We start from the raw sequence: 23,185 nt of genomic DNA, 5'->3' as shown, positions 1-23,185 counted from the left end.
AGCCTCGACTGCATGACCGATACCACCCTGCGCCGCACCAAGATTGTCGCCACGCTCGGCCCCGCCACCGACGCGCCGGGCATGCTCGAAAAACTGATCGCCGAAGGCGTCGACGTCGTCCGGCTGAACCTGTCCCATGGCGTCCCGGACGACCATCGGGCCCGGGCCAACGCCGTACGCGCAGCTTCGGCGGCAGCCGGGCGCGAGGTCGGCGTGCTGGCCGATCTGCAAGGTCCGAAGATCCGCATCGAGACCTTTGCGAACGGGCCGGTGGAACTGGTCGACGGCGCGTCGTTCGTGCTCGATTGCCGCCCCGACGCGCCGCCGGGCGACGTCACCCGCGTCGGCGTCAGCTATTACGGCCTGCCACAGGACGTGCGCGCTGGCGATGTATTGTTGCTGGATGACGGCCTGATCGCCTTGGCCGTGCTGGACGTGGTCGGCACCGAGGTGCGTTGCCAGGTGCTGATCGGCGGCAAGCTTTCCAACCGCAAGGGGCTGAACCGGCAGGGCGGCGGGCTCTCGGTAACGGCGCTGTCGGACAAGGACAAGGCCGACATCAAGCTGGCCGCCGAAATCGGCGCGGACTTTCTGGCGGTATCGTTCGTGCGTTCGGCCGACGACATGCACCAGGCCCGCCGCCTGCTGCACGAGGCGGGCGGCAACGCCGCGCTGGTCGCTAAAATCGAGCGCGCCGACGCGATCCCGGTGCTGGGCGAGATCATCGATGCGTCCGACGTGGTGATGGTGGCGCGCGGCGACCTCGGCGTGGAGATCGGCGACGCCGAGTTGCCCGGCCTGCAGAAGAAGATCATCCGCGAGTCGGTGCAGCGCAACCGCGCGGTGATCACCGCCACGCAGATGCTGCAGTCGATGGTGCGCTCGCCGATCCCGACCCGCGCCGAAGTGCTGGACGTTGCGAACGCGGTGATCGACGGCACCGATGCAGTGATGCTGTCGGAAGAAACCGCCGCCGGCGCGCACCCGGACAAGGCGGTGGCGGCGATGCGCCGGATCTGCCTCGGCGCCGAGCGCCAGTTCGAGCCGAAGGAGGACCTCGCCGCAGGTGGCCACCGGCTGGACCGCACCGATCAGGCGATCGCGCTGGCGGCCATGCTGCTGGCCGGCGAACTCGGGGTGCGCGCGATCGTGGCGCTGACCGAGTCCGGTGCCACCGCCCAGTGGCTGTCGCGCTATCGCACCGCCATTCCGATCTACGCGTTGTCGCCGCTGCCCGATGCGCGCCGGCGCATGCTGCTGCTGCGCGATGTGCGGCCGGTGGCGTTCTCGCATGCTGGCATGAGTTCGGCGGCGACCGCCCGTGCGGCGGTGCAGCAGCTGTTCGCGCAGGGCCGCCTGAGCGAGGGCGACCGCGTGGTGCTCACCCACGGCGATCACGTGGGACAGGGCGGCGGCACCAACACATTGAAGCTGCTTTCGGTCGGCGCCGACGGCATGGTCGAGAGTCTGCGCAATCTTTGATGGCTGGCAGGGGCTGGGGCCGGCGTGGGGTGAAGTGTCGCCGACGGACAGGGCGGCTACACTCTGAGTACGCGCCATTCCGGCTGGGAGGTCATCATGGAATCCATCTATCGCCCGCTTCGCCAGGGTCTGCTGCTGGCATCCTCGCTGGTCTTTCTGGGGCCGGCATTTGCGCAGTCGCGCAAGGTCGATCAGCAGAACCTGTACCGCTACTGGATCCTGCTCAACACCAAGGTGCAGATGGATGCGCCCAATAGCGGCCTGAACCTGGACAAGCCCGGTTGCGCGACAGTGACCTATACCATCGGCTCCGATGGGGTGCCGATGGACGTGCAGGTGGTCAAGGTGGCGCCCAAGAGCGACCTGGGTCCGGTGGCGCTCAGCGCAGTGTCCCACTTCCGTTATGGCCCGTCGCTGGGCAACCGCATCGGCGAACCGGTGGCGACCTATTACATCGTGCCGTTCAATGCGCCAAAAGATCCGGCGCAGCGCCAGCAGCTGATGGATCCCTGCAAGTTGCCCGGTTACGGCGCCTGAGCCGGCACTGACGCAGGTGCGGTGCGGGGCCTGAACGTCCGGCTCGCCAATCTGGCCTATAATTGATGTTTTGAACCATGCCGCTTCGGATTCGAGGCGGCGTCAACCTTGTGCTGGCGGGCCACGCCCTCGCACCATGGAGTCGTCATGAGTATTGAAGATCTCGAAAGCATCGCCCTGGCGATGGTTGCGCCCGGCAAGGGCATCATCGCCATCGACGAGTCGACCAACACCATCAAGAAGCGCTTCGAGGCCGTCGGCATCGAGAACACCGAGGAAAACCGTCGCGCCTACCGCGAGCTGCTGCTGACCACGCCGGGCCTGAACGAGCACATCTCCGGGGCGATCCTGTACGACGAGACGATCCGCCAGTCGACCAAGGACGGCGTGCCGTTCACCCAGTTGATGAAGAAGCTTGGCATCATCCCCGGCATCAAGGTCGACAAGGGTCCGCAGCCGCTGGCCGGTTTCCCGGGCGACGTGGTCACCGAAGGCCTTGACGGACTGCGCGAGCGCCTGCAGGAATATGCCCGGCTCGGCGCGCAGTTCGCCAAGTGGCGGGCGGTGATCAACATCAGCGAAGACAATCCCAGCTCTACCGCGATCGAGGCAAACTGCCACGTGCTGGCACGCTACGCCGCGCTGTGCCAGGAAGCGGGTCTGGTGCCGATGGTCGAGCCTGAAGTCATCATGGACGGCGACCACAGCATCGAGGTCAGCTACGAGGTGCACGAAGCCGTGCTGCGCAGCCTGTTCAATGCACTGTACGAGCAGAACGTGATGCTGGAAGGCACCATCCTGAAGATCAGCATGGTGATTCCGGGCAAGGACTCGGACGAACAGGTCGACGTCGAGGAAGTGGCCGAGGCGACCGTGCGCGTGCTCAAGTCCACCGTGCCGGCGTCGCTGCCCGGGATCGTGTTCCTGTCCGGCGGACAGACCGACCAGCAGTCCACCGCCCACCTCAACGCGATGAACCAGATCGGCCCGCACCCGTGGCCGCTGTCGTTCTCGTACGGTCGCGCCATGCAGCAGGCGGCGCTGAAATTGTGGTCGAAGGACATGAAAGCGAACTACGCCGAAGCGCAGAAAACCGTGTACGCCCGCGCACGTGACAACGGCCTGGCTGCGCTGGGGCAGTGGAACGGCTGATCGCCGACCACCATGCAAAAAGTAAACGGGCGCCGCTAGGCGCCCGTTTTCATTTCATGGCGCCCGTACCGGCGCGCCACCCTGATCGGATGACCGGGTCAGAAGCGGTATTCCGCACTGACCGACACCATGTCGGTGCTCAGGTCGACGCGATCCTTCTTTGCGTCGTAATAGTCGTAGTTCAGGCCGAGGCTGACGTTGTTGCTGAAGTCGTAGCCCACGCCGGCACCCGCGTACCAGCTGGTGTCGTCCAGGCCCTTGCGGACCGGGCTCGCGTCATTGCTCAGGCCGTGGCCCTTCCAGCCGTAGATGCCGGTGCGGGCGCTGACGTACCAGTTCGGGCTGACGTTGAAATGCCCGTTCACGCCGGCCGTCCAGCCATGCAGCTGGGATTTGTTGTCTGCCACGACTGGCTGGCTGTTGAAGATGTTCTTGGCGTGAATGTTGCCCAGGTCGTTGTATCCCACCTCGGCACCCAGCGCCACGGACGGGCTCAGCGCCCAGCGGTAGCCGCCGTTGACGCCGTAGCCGGTATCGTTGTCGTTGTACGCGCCATGGTTGATCGACGTCTGGCCGACATTGCCGTTGACGAACCAGCCGTCGTTGTGGGTCGGGGCGCTCTGTGCAAACACGGCAGGAACGGCCAGCAGACCGGCGGAAGTCACGGCGAGGGCAAGCAGGGTCTTTTTGATTTTCATGGGAAGCTTCTCCAGTTGTTGTCATGGCAGTCGGTCCAGAGGGGGATGACCGCTGCTGAAAGCGCGCAGCCCAATCAAAGGCGGCGACACCTGAACGCTTAGATGGTGTGCTGGCCGAAAGATTCAATACCGACAAGTATAGTATTAAGCCCGCGTTAATCCGGGGCGAAATGGGGAAGAATCCCCATTTCGCCGCATCCGGTTCAGAAGCGGTATTCGGCCGTCAGCGACGCGGTATCGGTGGACAGGCTGATGCCGTCCTTCTTGGCGTGGTAGTAGTCGTACGCCAGGCCGACGCCGAAGTGGTTGTTGACGTCGTAGCCCACGCCAGCACCGGCGTAGTAGTCGACCTTGTCCAGATCATGCCGGTTGATGTCCTGGTTGGCGTAGCCGTGGCCCTTCCATGCATACACGCCGGCGCGCCCGCTGACATACAGGCCCTGCCAGACGTTGATCTTGCCATTCACGCCGGCGGTCCAGCCGCGCAGGGCATTGCGCTGGTCTTTCAGATTGACGTCATTGCTGTTGAACGCATTCTTCAGCTTGAAATTGCCGAGGTCGTTGTAGCCGGCATCCACGCCGAGCCCTAGATCCTCACCCACCTTCCAGCGGTAGCCGCCAGTGATGGCATACGTCGTCGGATGGTCGTTGTACGGACCCTTGTTCACATGGGCCTGACCCACGCGGCCGTCGACGAACCAGTTGCCGCTGCCGATAGCCTGGCCCGGCTGGTAGTTGCCGGTGGTGGGGGCGGCGCTGTCGCTGGCTGCCGGAGCGGGGGTGCCGTTCTGCGCCAGGGCGGGCAGGGTGCACAAAGCAGTGGATGCGATGGCGAGCGCGATTAGCGTCTTTTTCATGGGGTAGCTCCTCTTTTATTGAACCGGGCCGCAGGCCGTGGGGACGACGTAGCAGTCGGGCAGCGCCTGGGGATGGCTCTGCGGGGCGTATTACTAGCGGGGCGATGCTGAAGCTCGCTGAACCGCGCCGGCCGGTGTTAAGCGGTTATTAATTCCGGCACTGCCAGCCGACACTCCCGAGCGACAGCCGACGGACATATCGGCGACAATGAGCGCTTTTGCACCCTCCGGAGACTGCCCGATGACCACCCGCCGCGAACTCGCCAATGCCGTGCGAGCCCTTGCCATGGACGCCGTGGAAGCGGCCAAATCCGGTCATCCGGGCATGCCGATGGGCATGGCCGACCTCGCCGAGGTGCTGTGGAACGACTTCCTGCACTTCAATCCGGCCAACCCGAAATGGTTCAACCGCGACCGCTTCGTGCTGTCCAATGGCCACGGTTCGATGCTGCAGTACGCGCTGCTGCACCTGGCCGGCTTCGACCTGCCGATGGACCAGCTGAAGCGTTTCCGCCAGCTGCATTCGAAGACCGCCGGCCACCCGGAAGCCAGCGAAACGCCGGGAGTGGAGACCACCACCGGCCCGCTCGGCCAGGGCCTGGCGAACGCGGTCGGCTTCGCGCTGGCCGAGAAGGTGCTGGCGGCGCACTTCAACCGCCCGGGCCACGCCGTGGTCGATCACCACACCTACGTCTTCCTCGGCGACGGCTGCCTGATGGAGGGCATCTCGCACGAAGTCGCCTCGCTGGCCGGCACCTGGGGCTTGGGCAAATTGGTGGCGATCTACGACGACAACGGCATCTCGATCGATGGCGAAGTGCACGGCTGGTTCACCGACGACACGCCGGCGCGCTTCGAGGCGTACGGCTGGAACGTGATCCGCGGCGTGGACGGGCATGACGCCGAAGCCATCAAGCGTGCGCTTCTCCAGGCGACCAGCCGGCACGACAAGCCCACGCTCATTTGCGCCAAGACCATCATCGGTTTCGGCGCGCCGCACAAGCAGGGCAAGGAGGAAAGCCACGGCGCGCCGCTGGGCAAGGACGAGATCGCCGCCGCCCGCGAGCAGCTGGGCTGGCGCCATGCGCCGTTCGAGATCCCGGCCGAGGTCTACGCCGGCTGGGACCACCGCAAGGCCGGTGGTGCAGCCGAGCAGGCCTGGAAGGAGGCGTTCGCCGCCTATGCCGCCGCCCACCCGGAGCTGGCCGCCGAATTCGACCGCCGCATGAGCGGCGAGCTGCCGGCCGACTGGGCGGCGAAGTCGCAGGCGTTCATCGACAAGCTGCAGACCGACGGTCCCGAAGTGGCCTCGCGCAAGGCTTCGCAGATGAGCATCGAGGCGTTCGCGCCGCTGCTGCCGGAGCTGATCGGCGGTTCGGCCGACCTGGCCGGCTCCAACCTGACCAAGTGGAAGGGCAGCCTGGACGCCGCCACCGGCGACAGTGCCGATGGCAAGGGCAACTACGTCTACTACGGCGTGCGCGAGTTCGGCATGACCGCGATCGCCAACGGCGTGGCGCTGCATGGCGGCTTCATCCCGTACGACGCGACGTTCCTGGTGTTCTCCGACTACGCGCGCAACGCGGTGCGCATGAGCGCGCTGATCCCGGCCCATGCGATCCACGTCTATACGCACGACTCGATCGGCCTGGGCGAGGACGGCCCGACCCACCAGCCGGTCGAGCACATGGCGTCCCTGCGCTACATCCCGAACAACCAGCTGTGGCGTCCGTGCGACGCGGTGGAATCGGCGGCGTCGTGGAAGGCGGCGATCGAGCGCAAGGGCGCGCCGTCCTGCCTGATCTTCTCGCGGCAGAACCTCAGGCATCAGCAGCGCAGCGCGCAGCAGGTCGCCGACATCCTGCGCGGCGGCTACGTGCTGTCCGATCCACTGGACACGAAGTTCCAGGCGATCCTGATCGCCACCGGTTCGGAAGTGGAGCTGGCGATGGAAGCCTCGCGCGCGCTGGCGCAGCAGGGCGTGGCCGTGCGCGTGGTATCGATGCCGTGCACCGAGGTGTTCGACGCGCAGCCGCTGGAATACCGCGAAGGCGTGCTGCCGCTCTGGTGCCGCGCCCGCGTGGCGGTGGAAGCGGCGACCGCCGACTTCTGGCGCAAGTACGTAGGCCTGGATGGCGACGTGGTCGGCATGACCACGTTCGGCGCCTCCGCTCCCGCGCCGCAGCTGTTCGAGCACTTCGGCTTCACCGTTGCCCATGTGGTCGACGCGGTGAAGCGCGTCGTGCGCTGAGCGCAGGTTCCTTCAGCCACAAAAAAGCCGCGGCACGCCGCGGCTTTTTTGTGCACCGGTAATCTCAGGCGAGCAGCAGCCGGGCCAGCTCGTCCGGCGTCGCTGCGATCGCACTGGCGCCGGCCTGCTCCAGTTCCGCGCGGCCGCCGAAGCCCCACAGCACGCCGAAGCCACGCACGCGGTTGGCGACGGCGCCGTCGATGTCGAAGTGGCGGTCGCCGATCATCACCGTGTCGGCCGGGTCGGCGCCGAAGTCCGCCAACGCCTCGCCGATCATCGTGGCCTTCTCGCTGTGCGCACTGTCCGGGTGCGGGCCATACAGGCGCAGGAATGCGTCGCCGAACGGCAGGTGGGCGATGATCGGCGCCGCGTGGCGGTGCGGTTTGCTGGTGACCACGGCGAGCTGATGGCCGGCGCCGCGCAGCCGCTCGATCAGCCGCTCGATGCCCGGATAGATCTCGTGCTCGCGCCAGCCGAGCGTGTTGAAGCGTTCGTGGTAGTACGCCACCGCCGCCTCGATGCGCTCGGCGTCGTCGTCCAGCAGCGGCGCGAAGCTGTGCCGCAGCGGCGGTCCGATCCAGCGGCGCAGTTCCGCATGCGCCGGCGCCGGCACGTCCAGCCGCGCCAGTGCATGCTTCACGCAGGCGGTGATGCCGTGCTCGGAATCGATCAGCGTGCCGTCGAGGTCGAACAGGCAGAGCATTACTTCGCGGCTCGCGCCTTCAACGCGGTGACCGCCGGCAGTTCCTTGCCTTCGAGGAATTCGAGGAAGGCGCCACCGCCGGTGGAGATGTAGGAGACCTGGTCGGCGATGCCGTACTTGTCGACCGCAGCCAGGGTGTCGCCGCCGCCGGCGATCGAGAACGCGTTCGACGCGGCGATCGCGCGCGCCAGCGTCTCGGTGCCCTTGCCGAACGCGTCGAACTCGAACACGCCGACCGGGCCGTTCCACACCACGGTGCCGGCCTTGGCGATCAGGGCGGCGTAGAGTTCGGCGGTCTGCGGGCCGATGTCGAGGATCATCTCGTCCTTGCCGACCTGGTCGACCGGCTTGACCGTGGCCGGGGCCTGCGCGGAGAACGCCGGCGCCACCACCACGTCGATCGGCATCGGCACCTCGGCGCCGCGGCGCTTGGCGTCGGCCAGCACCTTCTTCGCGGCGTCGATCAGGTCCGGCTCGTACAGCGAGTTGCCTACCGAATGGCCCATCGCGGCGATGAAGGTGTTGGCGATGCCGCCGCCGACGATCAGCTGGTCGACCTTGCCGATCAGGTTGTCCAGCAAGGTCAACTTGGTCGACACCTTGGAGCCGGCGACGATCGCCAGCAACGGATGGGCCGGGTGCTCCAGCGCCTTGCCCAGTGCGTCCAGCTCGGCGCATAGCAGCGGGCCGGCCGCGGCGATCGGGGCAAACTTGATCACGCCATGGGTGGAGGCCTGGGCGCGGTGCGCGGTGCCGAACGCGTCCATCACGAAGATGTCGCACAGCGCGGCGTATTTCTTCGCCAGCGTGTCGTTGTCCTTGCCCTCGCCGACATTCATGCGGCAGTTTTCCAGCAATACCACTTCGCCCGCGGCCACCTCCACGCCGTTGACCAGGTAGTCGGCCACCAGCCGTACCGGCTGGTCCAGCCTGCCGCCCAGCCACAGCGCCACCGGCGCCAGCGAGGACTCGGCGTCGAACTGGCCTTCCTTCGGCCGGCCCAGGTGCGACATCACCATCACTTTCGCCCCGGCGTCGCGGGCGGCCCGGATCGTCGGAAGGGCGGCGTCGAGGCGCTGGGTCGAGGTGATCCGACCGTGGTCGTCGATCGGCACATTCAGGTCTTCGCGGATCAGCACCCGCTGATCGCGCAAATCAAGGTCACTCATGCGGATGACGGACACGGCGGAACTCCGGTGGGAGGTTGCAGGGATCGAGCCGGTTGGGCGGTAACCGTCTATTGTCCGGCGCGTCGGGTGCCGATGCAAACCGCCGCCTGGCCGGTCCGCCGCCGGAACGTACGACGGCGCGGCTTCGCGATGTGGTAAAAATGCGGCTATCCGTGCAGGGGAGTAGCTCATGGCTAGCGGGTTGGTGCTCTACGGCTACTGGCGTTCCAGTGCCGCATATCGCGTGCGCATTGCGCTGAACTTGAAGGGCTTGAGCTACGAGACGCGGCCAGTGCATCTGGTGCGCGAGGGCGGCGAGCAGCATGCCGCGGACTATCGTGCACTCAATCCGCAGGGGCTGGTGCCATGCCTGTGCGACGGCGACCGCGTGATCACCCAGTCGCTGGCGATCATGGAATATCTCGACGAAATGCATCCGGAGCTGGAGACGGCGTTGCTGCCGGTCGATGCGCGCGGGCGCGCACAGGTTCGCGCGCTGGCCATGATGGTGACCAGCGATATCCACCCGCTGGGCAATCTGCGTGTGCTGCAGCGGCTGGAATCGCAGTTCGGTGCCGACGAGGCGCAACGCGCGGAATGGTCGCGACACTGGATAGCGCTGGGCTTTCAGGCGATCGAGGCGGTGCTGGCCGACAACGCCGCGACAGGTCGCTACTGCCACGGCGAGACACCGAGCATGGCTGATGCCTGTCTGATACCGCAGGTCTACAACGCACTGCGCTGGAAATTGCCGCTGGACGATTACCCGACCGTATGGCGGGTCTACCAGGCGTGCACCGAGCTGGAGGCGTTCCAGCGTGCGGCGCCGGAAGTGCAGCCGGACGCGCCTGCTGCCGTCGGATAGATGTTTCTCACGGAAGCAGCCCATCCCATCCCGGGCCGTCTACGTCCGGGACCAACCTGCCGCGCCGTCGCGGAGCCACCCCGGGCGGCTGATGGCCGCGGATCCTAAAAGCCCATGCCGTACGGATCGTTGCCGACCAGCTCCTGATCGCTGCTGCCGCCTTCGGCGAGGCGGATCTTCAGGGCCAGGCCATCGCGCGAATCGGACTTGCTGAGTGCCTCTTCCAGTTCCACCCGGCCCTCCTTGTAGAGCCGGTACAGCGACTGGTCGAACGTCTGCATGCCTTCCTGCAGGCTGCGGTCCATCGCTTCCTTGATCTCGTGGATCTGGCCGCGGCGGATCATGTCGCGGATCAACGGCGTGTTCAGCAGCACTTCCGCCGCCGGGATGCGCCGGCCGTCCTTGCCCACCACCAGGCGCTGGCTGATCACCGCGCGAAGGTTCAGCGCCAGGTTCATCAGCACGTTCTTGTGCGCCGACTCGGGGAAGAAGTTGAGGATGCGCTCCAGCGTCTGGTCGGAGTTGTTCGAATGCAGCGTGGCCAGGCACAGGTGGCCGGTTTCGGAGAACGCGATCGCCGCCTCCATCGTGTCGGTGTCGCGGATCTCGCCGATCATGATCACGTCCGGCGCCTCGCGCATCGCGTTCTTCAGCGCCTCGTGGTAGCTGTGCGTGTCCAGCCCCACTTCGCGCTGGTTGACGATGGATTTCTTGTGCCGGTGCAGGTACTCGATCGGATCCTCGATGGTGAGGATGTGGCCGGGCGTGTTCGAGTTGCGCTGATCGATCATCGCCGCCAGCGTGGTCGACTTGCCGGAGCCGGTGGCGCCGACCACCAGGATCAGGCCGCGCGGCTCCATGATCAGGTCACGGAAAATGCCAGGCAGCTGCAGCTGGTCGATGCTGGGGATCTCGCTCTTGATCGCGCGGATCACCATGCCGACTTCGCCGCGCTGCTTGAACACGTTGATGCGGAAGCGGCCGGCTTCCTTCACCGCCAGCGCCATGTTCAGTTCGAGGTTGCGCTCGAACTGCGGCACCTGGCCCTCGTCCATCAGCGAGTAGGCGATCTTCTTGACCATGCCGCCGGGGAGGCCGGTATTGCCCAGTGGATACAGCTTGCCCTCGACCTTGATGTTCACCGGGGCGCCGGTGGTCAGGAACATGTCCGACGCGCCCTTGTCTACCATAAGCTTGAGGAAGTAGCCGATATCCACGAATGACCCCTGTTTCTATGCGCGTTGCAATGATGGATTATGCCTGTCCACAATACGTCGCGACATACCATGAGGACTGTGATGCACATCTTTTCCCCGCTGGCCGGATCGGTTGGCCGCATCGGCAAGGCAACGGCCTTCCTGGCACTGACGCTGGCGCTCGCCGGTTGCGCTACCGTACCGCCGCCCGATGACTCGATGAATTTCGCGCAGACGCAGTTGCAGGCGGCGCGCGATGCGGGCGCAGCGGATTATGCGCCGGTCGACCTGGGCTTTGCGCAGGACAAGTTCCAGCAGGCCCAGGCCGCGATGGCCGCGCGCAAATATGCCGACGCGGCCAACCTGGCCGAGGAGTCCCGTGCCGACGCCGAACTGGCGCGGGCCAAGGCCCGGCTGGGCGCGGCACGTGCACAGATCCAGAGCAAGGTGCAGGACAACACGCGCTTGCGGGCCCAGGGCGAACAGGCGGCTGCGGCCGATGCGCCATCGGCTCCGGCGGCTGCGGCCGCGCCGGCTCCCACCGAGGACATGCCGGCACCGGCCTCGACCGAGCTGTCGATGCCTCCCTCGGGGGGCGGTTTCCAGACCTTGCCCGATAACGGTCAGCAGCCCGCTCCCAGCTCCAGTGTCCAGGAAATGCAGCCATGAAGCGGTTCAACCTCATCTTCGCCTCGGTTGCGCTGGCACTGGCTGCCGCAGGATCGGCACATGCACGCCAGGACGACATCGACGTCAGCCGTCTGAACAGCAGCCTCGACCAGCTTGCCAACGATCCCAGCCTGGGCAACTACGCGCAGGCCGAGCAGGCGCGCGCGCGCGATGCGATCAACCGGCTGGCGCAGGCGGGCTCGCACGAGCGCGCACACGACCTGTACCTGGCCGAACGTCGCGTGGACCTGGCCAAGGCTGCCGCTCAGCTGCAGGACGCCCAGACCAAGCTGACCCAGCTCGATCGCGAACACGACCAGATCCTGCTCGACAACAGTCGCCGCGATGCCGAAATGGCGCGCCGCGAACTCGAACGCCAGCGCTTGCAATACCAGCTGGCACAGGAAGAGACTGCGCGCCTGCAGCAGCAGGGACAGGAATACTCGCAGGCGGCCGACCAGGCACGAGCCGAGGCCGAACAAGCCAGGAAGCTGGCGGCAGCGCAAAGCAAGGTAGCCAAGGCGGCTCGCCGCGAGGCCGCCCTTGCGGCGCAGGCAGCCCGGGCGATGCGTTCGCAGATGCAGGACGGCAGCAGTTCCGCGGAGACGCCGCCGGCCGCGCCGAAGAAGCCCGCCAAAAAGCATCCTGCGCATCCATGAAAGCGCCCGTTCCAACCCCTCGGTAAGCGGTTGGCGCTCGCATCCGCGGCGGCCTGCATGGGCTGCCGAGGCTTCGGTTACGTAAACGTAAAATGCTGTTTCGACAGGTTATTTGCCAAAGTGTGAGCTTCGTCGTGACGGCCGCTACGCAAGCTTGCACCCCCCGGATCGGGGGAGTAGGGTCGAAGTCCCACGAGGCATCCCCGCCCCGTGGGTTACTGACCAAACCATGCGCCTAATCCCACGTTCACCGCTCCACCCGCGTCCCGACAACCGGCGTGGGCCGTGTCTGTGCGCATGGCTTCAACTGCCGGCGGGCACCTCCTGTCCCGGTGTCCGCCAGTCCACTCACGAGGAGGTCGGATCATGTTTGAAAACCAGCAGCGTGATGATGTCGAGGCATTGATGAAAACGGACGCCGAGTTTCGCCGGCTCTACCAGCATCACAGGCAACTCGACAGCAAGGTGCACGACGCCGATATCGGCGTGCTTCCCATCGACGACGTGACCCTCGCCGGCATGAAGAAGGAGAAACTGCTGGCCAAGGCGCGGCTTGAACGCATGTGGGCCGATCGCGCGCACCTCATCCACTGAGTCTGCGATTTCACGTGAAGCGCGGCCCCGGGCTCTCCCGCACGATCGGAAGAGCGCCGGGGCCGCTGCGTTTCCAGTGGGGGTGCAGCGGCTCGGCTATCATGGCGATCCTGCCGGCGGGGCGCGATGCACCCATCACCGGCGCCCTCGCAGCGGAGCCCCCATGACGGTCCACCAGAGTGTCCTCGAACTGATCGGACGTACCCCGATGGTACGCGCGCAGCGGCTGGACACCGGGCCGTGCGAGTTGTTTCTCAAGCTCGAGAGCGCCAACCCCGGCGGTTCGATCAAGGACCGCATCGGCCTGTCGATGATCGAGGGCGCCGAGAAGGATGGCCGCATCCGCCCGGGCGACATCCTGGTCGAAGGCACCGCCGGCAACACCGGCCTGGGGCTGGCCCTGGTCGCGCAGCAGAAGGGCTACCGCCTGATCCTGGTGGTGCCGGACAAGATGAGCCGCGAGAAGATCTTCAACCTCAAGGCGATGGGCGCCGAGGTGGTGCTGACCCGCTCCGACGTGGCCAAGGGCCACCCCGAGTACTACCAGGACATGGCCGAGCGGATCGCGCGCGAAACGCCCGGCGCGTACTTCATCAACCAGTTCGGCAACCCCGACAACCCGGCCGCGCACATCGCCACCACCGGGCCGGAGATTCTCGAACAGATGGACGGCCGGGTCGACGCCATCGTGGTCGGCTGCGGCTCGTCGGGCACGCTGAGCGGCCTGTCGAAATTCTTCGCCGGGCACTCGCCGCAAACCGAACTCATCCTGGCCGACCCGGTTGGTTCCATCCTGGCGCAGTACATCAACGAGGGCACGCTCTCGACCAAGTCCGCCAGCTGGATGGTCGAGGGCATCGGCGAGGATTTCCTGCCTTCGATCAGCGACTTCAGCCGGGTGAAGAAGGCCTACGCGATCTCCGACAAGGAAAGTTTCCTCACCGCGCGCGAACTGCTGGCGAAGGAAGGCATCCTGGGTGGTTCGTCCACCGGTACGCTGGTGGCCGCGGCACTGCGTTACTGCCGCGAACAGACGGCGCCCAAGCGCGTGGCCACCCTGGTCTGCGATACCGGCAACAAGTATCTGTCCAAGCTGTACAACGACTACTGGATGCTCGACAACGGGTTCCTCGAACGCGAGCAGCACGGTGACCTGCGCGACCTGTTGCTGCGCCCGTTCGCCCAGCGCGACACCGTGGTGATCGGACCGAACGAGCTGTTGATCACTGCGTATACCCGCATGAAGCTGTACGACGTATCGCAGTTGCCGGTGATGGACGGTCACAAGCTGGTCGGCATCGTCGACGAGTCCGACGTGCTGATGCACGTGCACGCCGACGAGACGCGTTTCCGCGATCAGGTTTCCACCGCCATGATGACCAGCCTGCAAAAGCTCCAGGTCGGCGAGACGATCGAGGCGCTGCTGCCGGTGTTTGAGCGCGGCCACGTGGCCATCGTGGTCGATGGCGAGCAATTCCTCGGGCTCATCACCCGCATCGACCTGCTGAACTATCTGCGCCGCAAGGTGAACTGAGCGATTCGACCGGCTGTTCGCGCCGAAACGACAACCGGTGTGCAAGAAAGTTTGCCGCAAGGCGGTCGCGTCATCATGGTCGACGTGACTGGGCCTTGAGGCTCGCATCCCCAGGAGATTTACGATGTGCGGAATTGTTGCTGCTGCTGCCCAGCGTGACGTCGCGCCGCTGCTGATTGCCGGTCTGAAGGCACTCGAATACCGCGGCTATGACTCATCCGGCGTGGCCGTGCTCGAACACGGCACCATTCGGCGCGTGCGGGCCAAGGGCAAGGTGCGCGAGATGGAGGCGCTGTATCTCGCGCAGCCGTTTCCGGGCAATACCGGCATCGCGCATACCCGCTGGGCTACGCATGGCGTCCCCAACGAGGCCAACGCGCACCCACACATCGCCGGTCGCGTCGCCATCGTGCACAACGGCATTATCGAAAATCACAACGGCTTGCGCAGCGAGCTGCAGGCCGGTGGCCACGTTTTCACGTCCGAGACCGATACCGAGGTAATGGCGGCGCTGATCGATCGGCGCATCGGCCAGGGCATGAACCTGCGCGACGCCGTGCTGGCCACCGTGGGCGAACTGGAAGGTGCCTATGCGATCGCCGTGATCAGCCGCGACGAGCCGGGCCGCGTGGTAGGTGCGCGCCTGGGCGCGCCGCTGCTCGTAGGCCTGGGCATCGGCGAGAATTTTCTGGGTTCGGATGCGCAGGCGCTGATCAAGGTGACCAACCGCATGGTCCATCTCGATGAAGGCGACGTGGTCGACATCACCCGCGACAGCATGCAGGTCTACGACCTGGACGGGCAGCCGGTCGAGCGTGCGATGCACGAGAGCGAGCTGTCCACCGATGCGGTGGAGCGCGGCGAATACCGCCATTACATGCAGAAGGAAATCTTCGAGCAGCCGCGCGCGGTGGCCGACACGCTGGAAGCCCGCATCGGCCCGCATGGCCTGCTGCCGAACATCTTCGGCATCGACAGCGACGCCTTGCTGCAGGCCACCCGCGGCCTGCACATCATCGCCTGCGGCACCAGCTATCACGCCGGCCTGGTCGCCAAGTACTGGATCGAGGAATACGCGAAGCTGCCGGTAAGCGTCGAAGTGGCCAGCGAGTACCGCTACCGCGACGCGGTGGTGCCGGCCAGCACGCTGTTCGTCGCCATCTCGCAGTCCGGCGAAACCGCCGACACGCTTGCGGCCATGCGCGAGTCGCGCCGCCGTGGTTACCTCGGCACCCTGGTCATCTGCAACTCGCCCGAGTCGTCGCTGGTGCGCGAAGCCGATCTCAAGCTGATGACCCGCGCAGGTCCGGAAATCGGCGTGGCCTCCACCAAGGCCTTCACCACCCAGCTCGCCGGCCTGGCCATGCTGGCGCTGGAGCTGGCGCGCCGCAACGGACTCGACGCCGGTCGTTACGCCGCGCTGTGCGCCGAACTGCAGCACCTGCCGCGGGCCATCGAAGACGCACTGCAACTGGAGCCGGCGATCATCGAGCTTGCCGGTGAATTCATCCATCGCCAGCACGCGCTGTTCCTCGGCCGCGGCGTGCAATACCCGGTCGCGCTGGAGGGCGCGCTGAAGCTCAAGGAAATCTCCTACATCCACGCCGAGGCCTATCCGGCCGGCGAACTCAAGCATGGCCCGCTGGCGCTGGTGGACGAGAACATGCCGGTGATCGCGGTGGCGCCGAACGGCCCGCTGCTGGACAAGCTGAAATCCAACCTGCAGGAAGTGCGCGCCCGCGGCGGCCGCCTGATCGTGTTCGCCGACGGCGCCGCCGGCATGGACGACATGGCCGGCCACGGTGCCATGCTAAGGGTGGATTCCGGCGGATCCTTCATCGCGCCAGCGGTGTTCACCGTGCCCCTGCAACTGCTCGCCTACCACGTGGCCGTGCTGCGCGGCACCGATGTGGATCAGCCGCGCAACCTGGCCAAGTCGGTGACGGTGGAATAGTTTTCGCCGGGGTAATCCGAGCTGGTGCGACTGAAGGGAATTTCCGACTTGGCGCCAAGTTGAGCGGGTCGCCCACTAAAGGCAACGGTTCACTGATCAAACGCTTTTGCATCATCATGAGTTGCCGTCGCGGGTAACTGTGCCGGCAACCTTTTTTTGCGACCTCCCGCCGACAAGGGTCCATCCGAGATGAACTGGTCCGTTAGCCGCCTTCCCTGCTGGGCCCGCCAATGGGGCATCCGGCTCGCCTGCGCTGGCTTGCTCGCCATCGCCACCTCGGTGAGTGCCGCCGACCATGCGAAGGACGTGGATCCGTTCATCGGCGTGGACTGGGACGGCGAGGTTTTTCTGGGCGCCACGGTGCCGTTCGGGATGGTCAAGCTCGGCCCGGACGTGCGCACCTTCGATGGCAAGATGATCAAGTCCGGCTACCACAGCACGGGCGAGGTGGTGGGTTTCAGCCACCTGCATCTGAGCGGCGGTGCCGGCAAGTACGGCAACATCCTGGTGGCCCCGGTCACGGGCCCCCTGCAGCCAACCGACATCCACTCGCCGCGCAGTGACGAGGAGGCCAGTGTCGCTTATTACTCGACCTACCTGAGTCGCTACCGGACCCGGGCCGAGCTGACCGCCAGTCGGCGCTCCGGTCTACACCGCTACAGCTTCACCGATGCCGGCGACGCGCATGTCACGGTGGACCTCCAGCACGCCATCAACACCGGCACCGGCCCGGAAGACCAGCGCTTTCTCGGCGGCGACGTCAACGTGGTGTCCAGCCACGAGATCGAAGGCGTCGGCCGTTACATCGGCGGCTGGAACGAGGGCGGCGAATACCGCGTGTATTTCTATCTGGCGACCGACGTACCGGCTGCCGCTGCGCAAACCTGGCAGGATCGCCAACTTGGCTCGGCCCATCACGCGCATACCGATACTGACCAGGATCTCGGCGCCTCGCTGGACTACCGGGTCAAGGCCGGCCAGGCGATCCAGGTGAAGGTAGGTATCTCCTTCATCAGCCTGACGCAGGCACGTCGGAATGCCGAACAGGAAATTCGCGGCTGGAACTTCGCGGCCGTGCGTCAGGCGGCAGTGGCGCAGTGGAATCAGGCGCTGTCGCGGATCGAGATCCACGGCGCGAACGAAGTCGAGCGGCGCAAGTTCTACACCGCGCTGTACCACACCATGCTGATGCCCGCCGACCACAGCGGCGAAAATCCGAAGTGGTCGTCGGATGAGCCCTATTACGACGACTTCCAGGCGATCTGGGACACCTTCCGCAGCGACGGCCCGCTGCTGACCCTGATCGCGCCGGATCGCCAGCGCGACATCGTGCGTTCGCTGGTCGACACGTATCGCCATGCGGATTACATGCCCGACGCCCGTGTCGGCAACGACAACGGCCGCACCCAGGGCGGCAGCAACGCCAACGTGCTGGTGGCCGACGCGTACGTGAAGGGCCTGGCCGGCATCGACTACGCCACCGGCCTGCAGGCGATGCTCAAGGACGCGCAGGTGCCGCCGGCCGATCCGCGCAAGCATGGTCGCGGCGGCCTGGACACCTACAACACGCTAGGCTACATCGCCCAGCCCACGGAACGCGCCGGCTCGCGCACCGTCGAATACGCGTACAACGACTTCACCATCGCCGAACTGGCGTGCGGACTGGGCCACACGCAGGAAGCGAAGCGCTATACCAAGCAGGCCGGCAACTGGGCCAATCTGTGGGATGCCTCGCTGGAGCAGGAAGGCGTCAAGGGTTTCCTGCGTCCGCGCAACGTCGACACCAGCTGGGCCGCGCCGTATCTGGTCAAGCGTGGCACCTGGCCGGATTTCTTCTATGAAGCCGATCTGTGGACGTATTCGCTGTACGCGCCGCAAGACGTGCGTCGGCTGATCGGCCTGGCCGGCGGCAGGGACGCGTTCGTGCAGCGCCTCGACCGCCTGTTCGAGCGCGGTCACTTCGACATGGGCAACGAGCCAGGCTTCCTGATTCCGGATCTGTACCTGTGGGCCGGCCGCCCCGACCGCACTGCGGACCGCATCATCGACCTGTTGCGACGCGACTTCGGCGACAGCCGCGCCGGCATCCCCGGCAACGACGACTCGGGCGCCATGTCGAGCTGGTACGCCTTCCAATCGATGGGCTTCTATCCGAACGCGGGCCAGGACGTGTACCTGATCGGCACACCTTCGTTCCCGCAGGTAGACATCCAGCTGGGCAACGGCAAGACTTTCAGTATCGTCGCCGAGAATTTCCGACGCGACCGCCTCAACCGCTACGTGCAATCGGCCACGCTCGACGGCAAGCCGCTGGACACGGCCTGGTTCCGCCACGGCCAGATCGCCGATGGCGGCACGTTGAAACTGGTGATGGGCTCGGCGCCTTCGCGCTGGGGCACCGCCACGCCGCCGCCATCGCTATCGGATCCGGGCTTTGCGCTGTGCGGGCACCATGGCGGCTCTCGCTGACAGCGGTTGGCGTAATCCAACCAGGCAAACCCGATGTCGTCCCTGATCTGGTCGCGAGCAAGCCGCGCGGCGGCGCGGGAGATTTTCCGCAGGTGTCGACAGCGGCGCCCGGGATGGGGTGCGGGTCGGTGCGCCCAAGGCAAGTGTGCGCTGACCGCGGTTTTTGAGGTTGGACCCCGGCAGACAATGGGAGAGATGCGCAACGGTGCAGAGCAGCGAATAAGGTCCAGAAGCGAGACAGAGGGGGCTATCAGAAATTAATTCCCTCCGTCCCGTTATTTCGTGGTGATGGGCTCGGTGCCTTCACGCTGGGGCATCGCCACGCCACCGCCGTCGCTGTCGGATCCGGGTCCCGTACGCCCTTTGCAACACTCCTGTTGCCTAGGCAGTCGTCAGGGTGTCGCGTCGACCGATTGAATCCGCAGTCGACAGGGGACATTGGCGCCCTGTTTTTCGCCTCAACCCAGCTTGCCCGTCTCCAGTTGTGCCGCTAACTGGCGCAGCCATTTCTCGGCCCAGGTCACCTGGCCTGATTCGAGATCTGCGATCAGTCCATCCAGCCATTTGATCTCGGCCTTCAACAGCACGTTCTTGTACTCATCATCCAGCATGACCAAGCGTGGCAGACCTTTCACCAGGCGTTCTTTGAAGTGGGATACGGACTCATCCAGCCGTTGCCTGAGGGCTTGGCGGCGTCGTTGCAATTGCACGGCCACTGCATCAGGCGATAGCGCCATTACCGTGGCCAATGCAGCGGGAAACTCATTGAACTCGCGCCGTGGTTCACCAAGCATGCTCTCCAGCCAGGCGTAGAATGTTTTCTTGCCCGACGGCGTAATCTCGTAAACCACGCGTTCTGGTCGTCCTTCGTTCTGCTGCGTTTCGCGCACCCGTATGAGGTCGGCATTCTGCAGCTGGGCAATTGTCTGATAGACGCTGTTGCGCTGCGCTACGTTGACTATCTTGTCCTTGCCACGCTGCTTGATGAGCTCATGCATGCGGTATGCGTGCGAAGGAGCCTCCAAGACGAAGCCGAGAACCACCATCGCCAAAGGCGATCGCTGTCGTGGACGAGTTTTCACGTTTCGTAGCCTGAAGCCAACATGGGGGCATCTTGCATCGTTAGTCATTTTATGTCTATATATAGTCATATTATGACCTTGGGGGGGTAAACACATGGCAGCCGCAAGATATGCACTAGTCATAGGGGGCGGCATTGCCGGCCCGGCCGTGGCATTGGCACTGGGAAAAGCCGGCATTCGTTCCACGATCTACGAGTCGTATCCCGTTGCCGCGGATGGCGTGGGCGCAGGCATGATGCTGGCACCCAATGGCCTCGAAGCACTGAAAATCATTGGCGTAGATCCCGAGTTGCAGGCCGTTGGCCGGCCGGTTTCGCACATGGCCGTAGCTGACAGTCGTGGAAAGCTGTTGTGCCGCTTCAGCGGGCTGGAAGGCATGCAACCCGGTCGCGTGGTATGGCGGTCCGATCTCTGCAAGGCGCTCGGCAAGGCGGTCGAGAATGCCGGCATACCGATCGTGTACGGAAAGCGATTGATCAGGGCAGCGGAGACGCCCGAATGCGTTCATGTGCAGTTCGCCGACGGCAGCCACGCCAGCGGCGACATCTTGATCGGAGCGGATGGCATCCGTTCCACCGTGCGCGAATTGATCGATCCGCATGCCCCGTCACCTCAGTACACGGGGCACCTTGGGTTTGGCGGCGTTGCACCACGCGGAACGATTGACGCGTCCTCTGACACGATGACCTTTGTTTTTGGCAAGCGCGCCTTTCTCGGCTATTGGCTAGACCCCAACCTGGGCATTTGCTGGTTCAGCGCTCTTCCGCACGACGCGCCACTGACATCGGAGCAGGTCCGCAAGGTACCTGCTTCCCAATGGCTGGATCGTCTGCGCAATCTTTGCCGCGACGACCAACCCGCGCAATCACTGCTACGACATGCCGATCCGGAGCAGCTCGTCGTCACGGGCGCGAGTGAGATGATGCCGCCAGTTCCACGCTGGCACAGCGAAAGAATGGTGCTGGTTGGCGACGCTGTGCACGCACCGTCATCCAGTTCCGGGCAGGGCGCTTCGCTCGCGATCGAAAGCGCTATCCAACTTGCACGTTGCTTGCGTGACTTGCCGAGGCCTTCCGACGCTTTTGAATGTTACGAACAGCTACGTCGAGAACGTGTTGAAGGAGTGGCTGCCAAGGCCGCCAAGTCCAACAGCCAGAAGGCGTCCGGGCCATTGGCGAAAGCGTTGATGCACATCCTGATGCCAATTGCACTGAGGACGTTCTTCACACCAGACAAGATGTTCGGCGCACAACATCGTTACAGGATCAACTGGGAAGCCTCTGCCCTTCAGACCCCTCGCTGATGTGAAGCCACCCTCTTTAAGAATGGGAGGGCCGATCCTCGGTTTGCACGAAGGAGCACTCATACCCGGAGCATTCGCTTTGGGTCAGTCGCGCAGCTTGGCAGCGCGGACCGTCAGGCGATGCTCAACGCCCGACCCTCACGCCAGGACTGCGTCGCCAGCTCGGCCAGCTCCAGCGCCTTGATCCCGTCCTCGATCGTGGTGCGCACGGGCGTGCCATTGCTCAGTGCATCGAGGAAGTGCTCGATCTCCAGCGCGTAGGCATCGCGGTAACGCTCCAGGAAGAAGGCCTCGGGCTTGTCGCTGCTGATCGACTGCTCGCTCCAGGCGGTCACCTGGGTCGGACGCACGTTGCCGGCCTGCAGCAGGCCGCGGCTGCCCAGCACTTCGAAGCGCTGGTCGTAGCCGTAGGCTGCGCGGCGCGAGGTGTTGATCTGGCACAGTGCGCCGGTGCTCGTACGCAGCGTCACGGCGGTGTGCGACAGATCGCCGGCCGCGGCGATGTCGGGCAGGCCGGGACAGCCGCCGGTGGCATGGACGCTGACCGCTTCGCCGCCGAGGATCCAGCGGAAGATGTCGAAGTCGTGGATCAGCATGTCCTTGAACACGCCGCCGGAATGCGCGATGTAGCTGGCGGGTGGCGGCGCCGGATCGCGGCTGGTGATGACCAGCATTTCCGGAACGCCGATCTCGCCGGCATCCAGCCGCTGCTTGAGCGCGGCGAAGGTGGGGTCGAAGCGCCGCTGGAAACCGATCATGCAGGTCACGCCCGTCTTGCGCACGGCGGCCGCGCACGCGCGTGCGCGCTCGACGTCGAGGTCGACGGGTTTTTCGCAGAAGATCGCCTTGCCCGCCGCGGCGGCACGCAGGATCAGGTCCGCGTGCGTGTCCGTGCTCGAGCAGATCATCACCGCGCGCACGGCCGGATCGGCCAGCGCGTCCTCCACCGACGAGGTCCGCGCGCCGTGTCGTTCGGCCAGCGTCTGGGCGGCCGCCGCATTCACGTCCGCCACGTAACGCAGCCGCGCGCGGGCATGGCGCGCGAGATTGCCGGCGTGGATGGTGCCGATGCGTCCGGCGCCAAACACGGCAACGTCCATGTGTTCAATCATCGTATCCGCCATGGTGCGTGGTTTCCTCGACCTTGAGTTCGAGCTTGTAAGCCAGCGCCACGAACAGGGACTGGCACAGGCAGATCGTGCTGGTCAGCCCGCGAAAGCCAAACGCACTGCCTTCGCTCACCTTCAGCGTCACGCGGGCCTCGCGACCCAGCGGACCGAGCGCGCTGTCGGTGATGGCCAGCACATGGGCCTTGTGCTGTTGGGCGACGCGACTGCAATAAAGCGTTTCCCTGCCATACGGAGGGAAGCTGATCGCGATGAGTACGTCGTTCTTGCCGATGCTGCGTATCTGTTCGCGGTACATGCCGCCCAGGCCGCTCACCAGATGCACCCGCTTGTGGGTGTGTTGCAAGGCATAGACGATGTAGGTGGCGATGCTGAAGGTACGGCGCACCGCCACTACATAGATGTTTTCGGCCTTCACCAGCAGATCGACCGCGGTGTTGAACTGCTTGCTGTCGAATGTCCCGGCCAATTCATCCAGCCCCGCGCGACTTGCGTCGATGAACCGGCGCGCGATCTGGGCGGATCCCATCGCCTGCTTGCCATCCGCGATGACCTGGCGCACCCGTTGCTGGTAGCTGCGCGTCGGCGTGACCGTCTCGGTGTAGTTGCTGCGGAATACCGACTGCAGTTCGCGGAAACCGGAAAAACCGAAACGCTTGGCGAAGCGCACCACTGCCGAGGGATGCACGCCGCTGCCCTCGGCCACCTCGCTGATGCGCTGGACCATGATGTTCGCGCGCTGCTGCTCGAGGTAGCTGGCGATGTTCTGCAGCTGGTGCGGCAATGTTTCGAAGTCGCGCGCGATGCTCAGCAACAGTTCGTCGACTGTCTTCTGACTGCTCATGGATTAAGTCGCCGGGTGAGTGCGGTGCGTGGCAAGTGTA

20 protein-coding genes are annotated in these 23,185 nt (G+C 65.3%); 12 read left to right on the top strand and 8 right to left on the bottom strand.

Annotated elements, in window-relative coordinates; all coding sequences use genetic code 11:
- The first annotated feature begins 12 nt into the window (after positions 1–12).
- The 3 genes from pyk (at position 13) to ACFPME_RS10775 (ending at position 3,171) form a co-directional block, all read left to right on the top strand.
- Entirely contained in the window at positions 13–1,482 is a 1,470-nt protein-coding gene (gene pyk, locus ACFPME_RS10785) for a pyruvate kinase (RefSeq protein ID WP_377305059.1), read from the top strand.
- Positions 1,483–1,578: 96 nt separating this feature from the next.
- Entirely contained in the window at positions 1,579–2,019 is a 441-nt protein-coding gene (locus ACFPME_RS10780) for an energy transducer TonB (protein WP_377305057.1), read from the top strand.
- A 147-nt stretch (positions 2,020–2,166) separates the two neighbouring features.
- Positions 2,167–3,171, top strand: coding sequence for a class I fructose-bisphosphate aldolase (locus ACFPME_RS10775; RefSeq protein ID WP_377305054.1), 1,005 nt, complete (start codon positions 2,167–2,169; stop codon positions 3,169–3,171).
- Positions 3,172–3,269: 98 nt separating this feature from the next.
- Here ACFPME_RS10775 and ACFPME_RS10770 read toward each other — a convergent pair whose 3' ends face one another.
- The gene (locus tag ACFPME_RS10770; RefSeq protein WP_377305051.1) at positions 3,270–3,869 is read right to left on the bottom strand and encodes a porin family protein; all 600 of its coding nucleotides are present in this window, start codon (positions 3,867–3,869) and stop codon (positions 3,270–3,272) included.
- A gap of 203 nt (positions 3,870–4,072) precedes the next feature.
- Positions 4,073–4,726, bottom strand: a complete 654-nt coding sequence (locus tag ACFPME_RS10765) for an outer membrane beta-barrel protein (protein ID WP_377305049.1) — start codon at positions 4,724–4,726, stop codon at positions 4,073–4,075.
- Positions 4,727–4,967: 241 nt separating this feature from the next.
- On the opposite strand from ACFPME_RS10765, the gene tkt reads away from it, so the two are divergent.
- A complete protein-coding gene (tkt, locus tag ACFPME_RS10760) occupies positions 4,968–6,977 on the top strand; it encodes a transketolase (RefSeq protein ID WP_377305047.1) in 2,010 nt (669 codons plus the stop codon).
- A 64-nt stretch (positions 6,978–7,041) separates the two neighbouring features.
- On the opposite strand, the gene ACFPME_RS10755 is transcribed toward tkt, so the two are convergent.
- Positions 7,042–7,680 (bottom strand): HAD hydrolase-like protein, encoded by a 639-nt coding sequence (locus ACFPME_RS10755; RefSeq protein ID WP_377305045.1) that lies wholly within the window; start codon positions 7,678–7,680, stop codon positions 7,042–7,044.
- Positions 7,680–8,864 carry a phosphoglycerate kinase gene (locus ACFPME_RS10750; protein ID WP_377305043.1) on the bottom strand — a complete coding sequence of 395 codons (1,185 nt, stop codon included), beginning with the start codon at positions 8,862–8,864 and terminating at the stop codon, positions 7,680–7,682. The genes ACFPME_RS10755 and ACFPME_RS10750 overlap by 1 nt, the downstream gene beginning before the upstream one ends.
- A 175-nt stretch (positions 8,865–9,039) precedes the next feature.
- Here ACFPME_RS10750 and maiA point away from each other — a divergent pair, with 175 nt between their 5' ends.
- Entirely contained in the window at positions 9,040–9,714 is a 675-nt protein-coding gene (gene maiA / locus ACFPME_RS10745; RefSeq protein WP_377305041.1) for a maleylacetoacetate isomerase, read from the top strand.
- Positions 9,715–9,818: 104 nt separating this feature from the next.
- Here the strand turns inward: maiA and ACFPME_RS10740 are convergent, their stop codons facing one another.
- Positions 9,819–10,931: a PilT/PilU family type 4a pilus ATPase gene (locus tag ACFPME_RS10740; protein WP_377305039.1), complete on the bottom strand. Its 1,113-nt coding sequence runs from the start codon at positions 10,929–10,931 to the stop codon at positions 9,819–9,821.
- Between the two features lie 81 nt (positions 10,932–11,012).
- On the opposite strand from ACFPME_RS10740, the gene ACFPME_RS10735 reads away from it, so the two are divergent.
- From ACFPME_RS10735 to ACFPME_RS10710, 6 genes are all read left to right on the top strand, one after another.
- The gene (locus ACFPME_RS10735; protein WP_377305037.1) at positions 11,013–11,579 is read left to right on the top strand and encodes a DUF4398 domain-containing protein; all 567 of its coding nucleotides are present in this window, start codon (positions 11,013–11,015) and stop codon (positions 11,577–11,579) included.
- Positions 11,576–12,238: a hypothetical protein gene (locus ACFPME_RS10730; protein WP_377305035.1), complete on the top strand. Its 663-nt coding sequence runs from the start codon at positions 11,576–11,578 to the stop codon at positions 12,236–12,238. The genes ACFPME_RS10735 and ACFPME_RS10730 overlap by 4 nt, the downstream gene beginning before the upstream one ends.
- Positions 12,239–12,604: 366 nt before the next feature.
- Positions 12,605–12,832, top strand: a complete 228-nt coding sequence (locus tag ACFPME_RS10725; protein WP_377305033.1) for a YdcH family protein — start codon at positions 12,605–12,607, stop codon at positions 12,830–12,832.
- Between the two features lie 163 nt (positions 12,833–12,995).
- On the top strand, positions 12,996–14,366 hold the full coding sequence (locus ACFPME_RS10720; RefSeq protein WP_377305031.1) for a pyridoxal-phosphate dependent enzyme: 1,371 nt from the start codon (positions 12,996–12,998) through the stop codon (positions 14,364–14,366).
- 124 nt (positions 14,367–14,490) lie between these two features.
- Entirely contained in the window at positions 14,491–16,320 is a 1,830-nt protein-coding gene (glmS, locus tag ACFPME_RS10715) for a glutamine--fructose-6-phosphate transaminase (isomerizing) (RefSeq protein ID WP_377305028.1), read from the top strand.
- A 189-nt stretch (positions 16,321–16,509) separates the two neighbouring features.
- The gene (locus ACFPME_RS10710) at positions 16,510–18,789 is read left to right on the top strand and encodes a GH92 family glycosyl hydrolase (RefSeq protein ID WP_377305026.1); all 2,280 of its coding nucleotides are present in this window, start codon (positions 16,510–16,512) and stop codon (positions 18,787–18,789) included.
- 458 nt (positions 18,790–19,247) lie between these two features.
- On the opposite strand, the gene ACFPME_RS10705 is transcribed toward ACFPME_RS10710, so the two are convergent.
- The gene (locus tag ACFPME_RS10705) at positions 19,248–19,835 is read right to left on the bottom strand and encodes a PadR family transcriptional regulator (RefSeq protein ID WP_377305425.1); all 588 of its coding nucleotides are present in this window, start codon (positions 19,833–19,835) and stop codon (positions 19,248–19,250) included.
- Between the two features lie 130 nt (positions 19,836–19,965).
- Here ACFPME_RS10705 and ACFPME_RS10700 point away from each other — a divergent pair, with 130 nt between their 5' ends.
- Positions 19,966–21,174, top strand: a complete 1,209-nt coding sequence (locus tag ACFPME_RS10700) for an FAD-dependent oxidoreductase (protein ID WP_377305024.1) — start codon at positions 19,966–19,968, stop codon at positions 21,172–21,174.
- A 113-nt stretch (positions 21,175–21,287) separates the two neighbouring features.
- Here ACFPME_RS10700 and iolG read toward each other — a convergent pair whose 3' ends face one another.
- Positions 21,288–22,286 carry an inositol 2-dehydrogenase gene (gene iolG / locus ACFPME_RS10695; RefSeq protein ID WP_377305022.1) on the bottom strand — a complete coding sequence of 333 codons (999 nt, stop codon included), beginning with the start codon at positions 22,284–22,286 and terminating at the stop codon, positions 21,288–21,290.
- Positions 22,279–23,145, bottom strand: a complete 867-nt coding sequence (locus ACFPME_RS10690) for a MurR/RpiR family transcriptional regulator (protein ID WP_377305020.1) — start codon at positions 23,143–23,145, stop codon at positions 22,279–22,281. The genes iolG and ACFPME_RS10690 overlap by 8 nt, the downstream gene beginning before the upstream one ends.
- Positions 23,146–23,185: the final 40 nt, after the last annotated feature.

It is taken from the genome of Rhodanobacter umsongensis (assembly GCF_042654965.1).
Classification (GTDB): Bacteria; Pseudomonadota; Gammaproteobacteria; order Xanthomonadales; family Rhodanobacteraceae; genus Rhodanobacter; species Rhodanobacter umsongensis.
This window is presented reverse-complemented; position numbering and strand designations above follow the sequence as displayed.

Excerpts from the sequence above, each read along its gene's own strand:
- pyk (WP_377305059.1), top strand. The coding sequence starts at position 13 with ATGACCGATACCACCCTGCGCCGCACCAAGATTGTCGCCACGCTCGGC.
- ACFPME_RS10780 (WP_377305057.1), top strand. The coding sequence starts at position 1,579 with ATGGAATCCATCTATCGCCCGCTTCGCCAGGGTCTGCTGCTGGCATCC.
- ACFPME_RS10775 (WP_377305054.1), top strand. The coding sequence starts at position 2,167 with ATGAGTATTGAAGATCTCGAAAGCATCGCCCTGGCGATGGTTGCGCCC.
- ACFPME_RS10770 (WP_377305051.1), bottom strand. The coding sequence starts at position 3,869 with ATGAAAATCAAAAAGACCCTGCTTGCCCTCGCCGTGACTTCCGCCGGT.
- ACFPME_RS10765 (WP_377305049.1), bottom strand. The coding sequence starts at position 4,726 with ATGAAAAAGACGCTAATCGCGCTCGCCATCGCATCCACTGCTTTGTGC.
- tkt (WP_377305047.1), top strand. The coding sequence starts at position 4,968 with ATGACCACCCGCCGCGAACTCGCCAATGCCGTGCGAGCCCTTGCCATG.
- ACFPME_RS10755 (WP_377305045.1), bottom strand. The coding sequence starts at position 7,680 with ATGCTCTGCCTGTTCGACCTCGACGGCACGCTGATCGATTCCGAGCAC.
- maiA (WP_377305041.1), top strand. The coding sequence starts at position 9,040 with ATGGCTAGCGGGTTGGTGCTCTACGGCTACTGGCGTTCCAGTGCCGCA.
- ACFPME_RS10735 (WP_377305037.1), top strand. The coding sequence starts at position 11,013 with ATGCACATCTTTTCCCCGCTGGCCGGATCGGTTGGCCGCATCGGCAAG.
- ACFPME_RS10730 (WP_377305035.1), top strand. The coding sequence starts at position 11,576 with ATGAAGCGGTTCAACCTCATCTTCGCCTCGGTTGCGCTGGCACTGGCT.
- ACFPME_RS10725 (WP_377305033.1), top strand. The coding sequence starts at position 12,605 with ATGTTTGAAAACCAGCAGCGTGATGATGTCGAGGCATTGATGAAAACG.
- ACFPME_RS10720 (WP_377305031.1), top strand. The coding sequence starts at position 12,996 with ATGACGGTCCACCAGAGTGTCCTCGAACTGATCGGACGTACCCCGATG.
- glmS (WP_377305028.1), top strand. The coding sequence starts at position 14,491 with ATGTGCGGAATTGTTGCTGCTGCTGCCCAGCGTGACGTCGCGCCGCTG.
- ACFPME_RS10710 (WP_377305026.1), top strand. The coding sequence starts at position 16,510 with ATGAACTGGTCCGTTAGCCGCCTTCCCTGCTGGGCCCGCCAATGGGGC.
- ACFPME_RS10705 (WP_377305425.1), bottom strand. The coding sequence starts at position 19,835 with ATGGTGGTTCTCGGCTTCGTCTTGGAGGCTCCTTCGCACGCATACCGC.
- ACFPME_RS10700 (WP_377305024.1), top strand. The coding sequence starts at position 19,966 with ATGGCAGCCGCAAGATATGCACTAGTCATAGGGGGCGGCATTGCCGGC.
- iolG (WP_377305022.1), bottom strand. The coding sequence starts at position 22,286 with ATGATTGAACACATGGACGTTGCCGTGTTTGGCGCCGGACGCATCGGC.
- ACFPME_RS10690 (WP_377305020.1), bottom strand. The coding sequence starts at position 23,145 with ATGAGCAGTCAGAAGACAGTCGACGAACTGTTGCTGAGCATCGCGCGC.